This window comes from Oceanospirillum sanctuarii, from assembly GCF_002150805.1.
In the GTDB taxonomy this organism is placed as follows: Bacteria; Pseudomonadota; Gammaproteobacteria; order Pseudomonadales; family Halomonadaceae; genus Oceanospirillum; species Oceanospirillum sanctuarii.
Map to the genome: position 1 here is coordinate 871127 of NZ_MTBA01000001.1, position 9463 is coordinate 880589.

The window sequence follows — 9463 nt, forward strand, 5'->3', positions numbered from 1 at the left end:
CTTACCACCAGAGCAAAAGGTTCATCTGATTGAACGATTTTCGCCCAAAAACCCAGTATGGTGCCTCGTATCCTTTATCGATCTTTGCAACGCCGGTCATACCCGGTCGCCACCAGGCTTGAGAAGCTGAATCCAGCTTAGCTTTTATCTGAAAACTAGCTCCCTTACTTTGAACTGAAGCCATAGGAACAATACGCTCTACCGTAAATGGAATAGGTTCAAGTGGCTGACTAACCAGAGAAAACTCCCCAGTATCACCAACTGCTATAAAGTGAGCATCACTCTCGTCGACCCACAAAGTCAGGTACAGTCCTTCAACTCGGGCAATCTTAAGTAATGTATCCCCTTTTCTCACAGGTAAACCAATGAGATTTTTTCGCTCCCCTTCAACGACAATGCCATCATACGGCGCAAGCATCACTGCATCTTTGATTTTAAGATTGATGCGCTTTATTTTAGCCTCTGCCTGCAGCCTACGGGCATTATAAATCTCAACATCTACAATGTTGTTATAAGCACGAGCTTTGTCACCTTCTGTAATATAGCGCTGCCTTTCTGCTTCCAGCTCTGTGAGTTGAAGTATCAGGTCCCGCTTTTTCAACTCAATAAGTTTGTCGCCCTTACTTACCGACTCACCAATATCAGAATACACTTCTGAAATCACACCATCTTGACTGGTGCTAATTACCAAAGTTTTATCAGTATTGATTTCTCCAGTTGCCTCAATACGGAACGATATTGAGCCAAAAACAAGCCATAAGAAAATGGCCAACAAAAATAGTGAAATAACCTTTGTCAAAAACCACTCTTTACCGAGAAATAAAGAAAGAAAATTCTCACAATATATAACAGACCTCTCAAAAACACTTAGCGAACTGGTATACAATTCATCAAATTTTGCAGATGAAACACTTAGAATAAATGACAATGAATTCATGAATTGAGGAGAGAGTCGACCACTACTTTTAACAAGTAGCAAGCAACCAAGTGGTTTATCATGAATATCATATATAATTATAGAAACAATATCTTCACATCCCAACGCTCTTTGAAGCTTTTCATGAGCAAAAAAAACAAGACCAGAATCTGAGGAAGACAGTGAAATATCAGATTGCTGATCGAAGGCTTCCTCAAGAGCAGATTCAAAGAGCTTAGTCAGCTCCATATTCCGATCAATACGCTCTACATGGCTTATCTGGCTAATTGATATTGATTTTCCGTTCCGCCAACCAATCACCGCTTGATCAACATCAGTTGAGGCCGCAACCAGATCATTTACAAGCTTGAGACCTGAAAGCTCAAGAGTACTTGCGCTATACAAACTAGGAAGCAAAGAGAGCAGTGGTAAGAGAGAGTCTGTATGCTCCGCATCATCTTGATATTCAATCTTTTGACTTTGTGAACCGGAAGGGAGATCAGCCAATAGCCGTCCCCTGATAACAACTTCCTTCAACTGCTCTTTCTCGTCTGGAAGCAATTCAACAAAAACCAGTTTATCGTCAAACTGAGTTAGCTTAAAAGCCAACAACGTGGATCCTTGGTGCCCAAATGAAGACTCCATAGCAAACCCATTTATCAGGCAGCGGGAAGACATATTGAGAACGGTTTTAGCAGCTAGATCAGGGCAAAAATCAAAAACAGGCTGATTTATTGAATCAAATGAAGCCGTTTTCTGCCGGGTCAGTACGATAGGATCATTTTCTGAAACTAAGATACAGACTCTGTCTGAACTAAAAAGTCTTGATGCAATATTAATGTAATCAGCCCAGAATAATTCCGGCGACTCATATACGCTCTTACTTCTCAAGGAGGACAATCTAGCAAACAGCAGATCCACATTATTCTTGTACAAAACAATTATTCCAAAGATGTTCAGAAAGTCGGGTTATGGATTTTTCTGAAAAATCAACACGTTCTGAAAAACCCTCATGACCAGCAATTTTATTAACAAGAACTAAAAACCTTCTCAAATGCTGAACTTCATACCGATGATGAGAAAAAATATAGGCTAACAATCTGACAAACTGATACCAATAAACAAGCCTCATATCAAAGCTAAATTCATAATTCTCCAAAAAGGCACTTTTCTGACCCTCTGAAAAAACATCATCAATCAAAAAGTCAAGATCTTTCTCAACACTATAAGAACCGATTGAGTCCCAATCAATGATCTTAATCCTTTCTTTTATCGGATCGTAAAAAACATTGTTAGACCAAATATCGCCATGACAGACGACAAGGCTCTTTTCTTTCAAGATAGAGATAGATTCTAACAAGAAATTATTCAGAAAATTCGTAAGGCTCTGAGTTAATAATCCCGACTTTTGGAAATTATGCCAAGGCTGCATGATGTTTTTAGAAAAATAGGCATCAATATCAGAATCGACACCCAGACTGGTAGTCTTTAACCACCCAAAACCTTCTGAAGAGTGACTATGTATTTTAGACAAAGCACTTCCGAGGGCTCGAAAGTCATCTAAATTGCCAGAGGAACCAAGGTTGTTTCCACTAACAAAAGGTTCAATTAAACACCTAGAGTCAGAATAAATAATGCGATTGAAAAAATTAGACCCAGCAAATATTCTTGCAGCTTTTTCAACCGCATCCAGCTGGTATCTACCATGGATAGGAACACGAAAAACATAATCATTAGTATCAAAATTAAACTTGATAACTATATTATTATTACCGCGACTGATGAATAGATCTGTTACTTTCCAGCGAAGCCTACTATTGATCACATACTGAAAATGTTCATCAATCTCTGTAAGAAAGGTTTCAAATTCCTGTTCATTTTCAGATATCTTAATTAGGGGATTTCTCATTTAATTACTACAACGTTACCATAGCTTTGGCACCTGGTCGGATTTGCTTATTCTCATTCTTGAGCTTAATCCGGATTTCTACTAATCCACTAGCAGCATCAGCAACAGGAGAAATAAAATCGACACGCCCATGAACTGCTGAAACATTCTGAACCGAAATTGGGACTGAGCTATTTAGACTTAATCGGCGGGCAAAAATATCTGGTACATTCAGGTTTATATAGAGATTATCAGCATTAACCAAACCAAGAATGGGGTCTCCGGCTTTTACCCACTCCCCTTGCTTAGCAGTTAAGCTAATGACGGTACCATCAAAAGCAGCTCGTAGTTGCCTTTTCTGGAGCCGAAGCGAACTCAGGTGATACTCGATCTCATCACGTAATTTCTGCTCTTTGATTTGCTCTATTCGCCCCTCAACTTGAATCAATTCTAAACTTAAGCTATCGAGTTCATCTCGGCTGATAGAGCGAGTTTGAGAATAGAGCGACTCAGCTACATCACGCTTATTTCTCAATATATCCAGACGCCTGAGCTGGGTTTCCAGTTCACGAGTATCCTTCCAAATCAACCTGTTTCTCTGCTGCTCTAACTCTTGCATCCCACTTTCAAGAGTGACCAAAATTTCCCCCGCCTTTACATCCTGGCCAATCTTAATATCAATTGATTTGACCGTGCCACTGTCTTCCATTGACTGTTCAATCTTGCTATCAGAATAGATAACACCATAAAACTCATCAGCAACCGCTAAGCTAGGCAATATAAATAATAAGAAAAATAGATAACGCATCAATTAATGACTCAAATTATTGTACTTTTCTAATAACGATCCATCAGCAAGGCCTAGTGAAACCTTCGACAGCTGGTACTTTACCTGTGCATCAATCAGGCGCTGACGTTCAAGGTTAAGACGATCCTCTCGGTCATAAAGGTCAACCAAACGAGTGTATCCCATCTCAAACTGCTTCTGCTCAACTTTAAATATATCTTCAAGCATTGAAACACTTTGCTTCAGAGACTGCATTTCTTCATAAACCGTTTTTACTTGGAACAGCTTAGATCGCAAATCATTTTTCAAACTAACGGAAACAGCATTTAAGTCTTCTTTATGCTGCTCTGCCTTTAACAAAGCTATCCTTTTTCTGGATTGCATCTGTTGATTCCCCCCTATTGGCATTTTAAAATCAATACCGACATACCAAGAAGGATATTCATTATCAAGCACAGCACCTGACTCGAAACTGCTATCTAGGTAATTACTTTTATAGCCAATATTCAGATCTAGCGTCGGTAGCAACTCATTTTTAAGCGCCGCAAGCTCTGACTTTTGCATCTTAATATTATTATTTAATATTCTACTGCTCGGCCAATTATTTAATACCGTGTCAAAATAATCGTTGAAAGAGCCATCAAGAGAAAATTCTTTTAGGTCTGGCCTAGTTAGGAGGTTGTACTTTACCCCACCTAAATCATCAGAATGAATATTCATTAATGAGTTTAACCGATATTCAGCTTCATTAACGGACTGTATGGCAGACTCATAAGCGGAACGCTTCTTCAAAAAGTTCGACTTTGCATCGAGGACTGAAATTTCAGGGGCTTTACCAGAGGAAGCCATGAGCTCAACATCCTTCAGCGTTTTCTCTGCATTCCTTAATGCTAGTTCACGTACCTTCAGAAACTCAATCGCTTTATAAAACTGCCAATAAACAGTCATAGATTCTGATATCGCTTTCAGAACTTGCTGATTATACTGAGCCTTACTACTGTCCATTTCTAGCTCAGATTTCTGAATTCTAGACTCAGAAACTGCGGCACCACGACCTCTTAGCAAAGGCTGGTTGTACTGAAAGTTTAGGCCAGTTGTATACTCGCGACTTCCATTCGATGATGGAGCGGTACTAATAATATTATTATCTTTTTCCTGAGCAGAATAACTAACGGTAAACTCACCTCCTGTCGGGAGAGGTTTCCTTATACCCAAAGTCAAATTAGTATTCTTTTCATCAAAATACTTTTCATTATATGAATTAAAGCTGGAGAGCCTTTCACTCGCAGTTCGCTGCAAGTGTGAATCATCATAAGTCAAAGAGGAAAATAACTCTGCTTCATAAACCCCCTGTTCAAACAAGACATTTTCTGATGAAATCTGCTTTTGTATAGCTGAAAACCGAATCTGAGGATTGCGACTAATAATCTGCTCGATCATTTTATCAACCTCTAAATCTATATCCTCACCGGCATTAAAAACCTCATCTGCCTGAAGATCAAAACTAACGCCGACACTAATAAGTAAAGCAAAAAGTGATTTTTTTTGGGTTGATAAGTTGAACAGGCGCATCTAAACCTCGGGTATAAAAAAAGCTCAGGTGCAAAACACCTGAGCTTATTAATCAACGATTATTGAATAGTAGAATCAATTTCTTCGTTGGTAGCAAAGCTTTCAACACCTTTCTTCAGTAGTGCTAAACGCTCAATCTGGGAAAGAGAAGTTAGATGTGAGTAAATTGGAGCCAAGTAACGACGTTCCTTGATATCCAAGAATTTCGTATCTGACAAGTTATTCAGACGCTCTTCATTAATCACGTAGCAACCAGTTACATTCTTAATTTCATCTGCAGCTCGAACGCGCATATTCAGTGGCGTGAACAAGTTGTTCTCGGCAAGGAAATGGCAAAAAGCTTTTGTGAAAACTTCCATCTGCTGCAGCTCACCAAGGTAGCGCTTAACATTTTCGATAACCTCAGTAGGCTGTCCCTGCTCATCAAAAAGAGACTGTCCTTCGGCATCGCTCAGATAATCACTTCCTTCATCGATACAAACCGTGAAGTTATCCTGCTCTGGAGCCTTAGCGAGAGCAAACGGATAGCGTCGGATAATGGCAGGCACATACGAAGCCTGCCATTTTCCTTCAACATCAACAAATAGGTTTTCACCTGCATTCAGGCCAAGCAGCACTACTGGACGGAATTCATCCTGGTCTTTGTCTTCCAGAAAAACGATCGGGTAAACCGAGGCTGCCCGAACAAACTCATGGACCATGACAGAAGCGATATGAAAACCACCTGCAAAACTAAAACTTTCAACAGGCTTAACTTTCAAGCTGGCATGCTTTTCTTTGTTAATTGGCACAAGTTTAGAAAACATCAACATTTCTCTTAAAGTAAGTTATTTAGTAGCTCGGCTTCGATATCAACATAGTAGTCATACAGATAGTCAGCAGAGGTGAAGCCTGTAACTGAAATTTGTCGGTTACCTGTTAGGTTAACAAAACCAAGACCGAGTATACCGCCACTGTTACCAAATGTTAACATTTGTGAATGAATATGATTTCTATTTATTACAGAAGTATCCATTCTCTGATCTTGATCTCTGTCGAACATCGATCCGAGAAAATCTTTTTCTAGCTCTGTTGTCGCAAATTCATTGAACTGACTATCCGCCTGATCGCCAATAAGCGAATCAAACAAGTCTTGTTCCTTTTTCCAACGCTGAGTAGAGCCTGCCGGTACAGTTACCGACCGATCTTTCACACTGCGACTATTTAGCTCCTGCTCTGTGAGAAGAATATCTACAACAAAGACATCGCCAACGGAACTAACAGTTAATCCATGTGCTGTAAGTACCAGAGATGAGTTATCTAACTCAACTGTGCTAATTTTCTCTATTGTTCCTTTAGAAACAACCTCTAAGTCAGAATCGGTCAGTTTTGTGTCAGATATTACAACATCCGAATATGCATCAAGATAAAGGTCTTGATTAATAATATTACTCGTTAGTAATGAAACAGTTCCTGTAGCTTTGAATGATTTACTTTCTCCAGAATTATTAATCACAAGATCTAATACATCTGTTTCTAACTGCGCATAACCCGTTCCGGAATTACTCAGAGAAACCGCTTCAATTTTTAAATTCTGTGCCGTTAGGGCTCCAACCACCAGGTTTTCACCCTTCACTGTTAAAGTGTTTGGATCAGAAATAAAAATTTCATCATCAGAGAGAACCAAGACCTGATCAACATCCACCTGAACAAGAGATTCAGCCTGACCGACTGAGCCACCGTTCAGAATCAGCTGATTAGCGATAATGTTGGTATTGCTACCTTCCACTCGGGTAATAGCTTCGCCGGCCTCCAAAGTGACTGTATTCGCATGAACTGAGACCAAATCAATAGATTTGCTTGCACTCAAATGCAGCTCGCCATTATCAATATCGACGGAATCCACTTGAAGGCTACCCTTCTCATCCACATAGACATCACCCTGAGCCTTTATACTTAGCGCTGTCACATCAGTAACCAGTGATGCATTTTCACTACCAACAGAGTGTGCCACTACATTTAGCTGCTCAGCACTTACATTCGTCTCACTACCAATGGCATGTGATATAGCTTCACCCGCAGACAAATTAACTGTAATCGCACGCACATCAGCTAAAATCAGACTTCTATCTGCCTCAAGGCTCACACTGCCAGAGTCACTTCGCAGTACCGTGTTTAGTTGTTGTGACAGCTCTGATACAGACAGTGCAATATCTCCGGAACTGCGAATATCGCTTCCAATGACAAGCTCTTCTACAACAGCTATCGAACCGTTGCGAATATCAAGCCCTGAAAGAGTACTTTCAGCTTCGGTAAGAGCGCTCACTCCATCGTTATTAACACGTTGAACTCGAACCCCAGATACATCACCAACCAATACAGAGCTCTGTTCAGAAAGATAGAGATCGCCCTCTTCAATCAGCATCCCCAGGGTACTGACTTCAGATTTCAGCATAAGTTCTGCAGACCCAATTTGGTCTCTAGCCACCAGACGAAGCTCATCACTGTAGACGTTAGCTCCGGCTACATCCGAAACAGTAACTGCACCATTGTTTGACTGGATCTGGATATCCCCCCAGCCCGATTGGTTTACCAAAGTATTATCTGAGCGATCCCCCCCAGTTCTGGCATCTAAAGTTCCCAATTTGATGTCGCTCTCAGCCTGGTACCGGATATTCCCACCAGATGTCTGCGCAATAGCTCCAGAATCCATAGTAATAGAGCCAGTTTCAGCCCTAAGATCCAGTGTTCCCGCATCGGCTATCAACTGACCTTCTGAAGTCAGGTGGATATCGCTGTTTGCCAGCAACGAAGTATTACCAACCACCGTCCTCACTACTGTATCGATCACCAAACTCTGATTAACCGACTCAAGGTAGATATTCCCCAAAGAACTTTGTACCAAGCCAGCCTCAGAGCTTAAATTCAGAGTATTTTCAGCCTTAAGGACAACATGACCCAATGCCTTAATTCCATTTTGAAGGCTGATAAGCTCACTGACCTTGCCTTCAAGACTCATATCACCAATGCTTAACTCAATCTGACCGACAGCCAGAGCTGTAGTATCAGTTAAGAACAAACCGCCACTGTCACTAATTGCACTTAGTGAATTCACAGTTGTTTCTAATCGATTTGTAGCTGATGCAATGTCTTTGGCTGCATGAATGGCTAAACCGCCTGCAATAACATTGGTTGCTTCAGGGATACTCTGGCTATCCAGAACAGCACCCGTAACTGAGTTAAGTGCTACACTTCCCGTTCCCGAGTTGATCAGGCTCAATGCGATATTCCCGCTAGCATCGACTCTGACATCACCGTTTCGGCTTAGAATCGAAGCACCTGACTGCATAATGACATTTGCATCAGATTCTACATAGACACTGTTATTATCCGTAGACAACACACCGTACAATGCTCCGAGTTCGATATCCCCCTTCGCTCTCAGATGTAAGTGGCCAGAGGTCACACTGTTATCGAGCTCAAGTTTGCCCTCTACAATCAGGCCTCCCGAGCGGGCTTCAAGCAACGCGCTACCTGTCCCTACCAGATAAACAGAGCGGGAAGCAGGTGAACCCGGTTTAAACAACAGACTTTCCGCAGACAACACAACATTACCATTATTAATAGTGGTGACATCCTGTTGTGCAAAATCAGTTTTCAGCTGATCAGTCCCAGATACAGTTACAGAATTGACACTGATTGCCTGAACCATATCAATGGTTAGCGCATCAGTTTCATTGATAAAGATGCCATTACTCCGAGCGGATGCTGTCAAAACTGCAACCTTAGTATCCAGAGCATTTACGATCTCATCATCAGAACCAATTCCAACTGTTGCGTTTAAGCGCAAATCGTTAGCAATAAGATCCGTTTGCGAATCACCACCGTCCAAAATTGAACCTGCGATAACACTGATCGCAGCCGTGCCCGCATTCAAACTAGAAAGAAAAACCTGGTTTTCCGCTGTGGCAGCACCAGCAGGCTTAGCAACGTAACGGATGTTGCCATTATTTGTCTGAGTACTAACTCCGTCTGTCATGGTGATGGATTTAGCCGCCAAAACTTCAATGGTGCTGGCTGTTAGCAAAGTACTGATATTTGCTGACTGCCAAATGTCGCCCGCTGCATTCAAGGTAATATTGCCACCCCTGCTAAGCAGGTTGGCATTAACCAAAATATCACCAGTATTGCCCCCCGCTTTCAGCAGCAGGTTACCCGCTGCGCTCAGACCCAGATCATCGGCATCACCTTCGTTCAGCGTAATGCTGCCCGCTACTGTTTCCAGTACCAGTGCTCCCTGACTCACCAGATCCGACAGCAC

Annotated in this window: 6 protein-coding genes; all 6 read right to left on the bottom strand. The window is 41.5% G+C overall.

What is annotated here, in order from left to right:
* Position 1 precedes the first annotated feature (1 nt).
* Genes BV405_RS03565 through BV405_RS17605 form a run of 6 tightly spaced genes read right to left on the bottom strand, consistent with a single transcriptional unit; the run spans position 2 to position 9448 of the window.
* Entirely contained in the window at positions 2-1852 is a 1851-nt protein-coding gene (locus tag BV405_RS03565; protein WP_217895553.1) for an efflux RND transporter periplasmic adaptor subunit, read from the bottom strand.
* Positions 1839-2825, bottom strand: coding sequence for a phosphotransferase (locus BV405_RS03570; RefSeq protein WP_086479457.1), 987 nt, complete (start codon positions 2823-2825; stop codon positions 1839-1841). Before BV405_RS03570 ends, BV405_RS03565 begins: the two co-directional genes overlap by 14 nt.
* A gap of 7 nt (positions 2826-2832) precedes the next feature.
* A complete protein-coding gene (locus BV405_RS03575) occupies positions 2833-3612 on the bottom strand; it encodes an efflux RND transporter periplasmic adaptor subunit (protein WP_086479458.1) in 780 nt (259 codons plus the stop codon).
* Positions 3613-3615: 3 nt separating this feature from the next.
* Positions 3616-5163: a TolC family protein gene (locus tag BV405_RS03580; protein WP_086479459.1), complete on the bottom strand. Its 1548-nt coding sequence runs from the start codon at positions 5161-5163 to the stop codon at positions 3616-3618.
* A gap of 59 nt (positions 5164-5222) precedes the next feature.
* On the bottom strand, positions 5223-5969 hold the full coding sequence (locus BV405_RS03585) for a SapC family protein (protein WP_086479460.1): 747 nt from the start codon (positions 5967-5969) through the stop codon (positions 5223-5225).
* A gap of 11 nt (positions 5970-5980) precedes the next feature.
* Positions 5981-9448 carry a beta strand repeat-containing protein gene (locus BV405_RS17605; RefSeq protein ID WP_217895554.1) on the bottom strand — a complete coding sequence of 1156 codons (3468 nt, stop codon included), beginning with the start codon at positions 9446-9448 and terminating at the stop codon, positions 5981-5983.
* Between the last annotated feature and the right edge of the window lie 15 nt (positions 9449-9463).

Coding starts and splice junctions, on each gene's coding strand:
- BV405_RS03580 (WP_086479459.1), bottom strand. CDS start 5,163: ATGCGCCTGTTCAACTTATCAACCCAAAAAAAATCACTTTTTGCTTTA.
- BV405_RS03570 (WP_086479457.1), bottom strand. CDS start 2,825: ATGAGAAATCCCCTAATTAAGATATCTGAAAATGAACAGGAATTTGAA.
- BV405_RS03585 (WP_086479460.1), bottom strand. CDS start 5,969: ATGTTTTCTAAACTTGTGCCAATTAACAAAGAAAAGCATGCCAGCTTG.
- BV405_RS03575 (WP_086479458.1), bottom strand. CDS start 3,612: ATGCGTTATCTATTTTTCTTATTATTTATATTGCCTAGCTTAGCGGTT.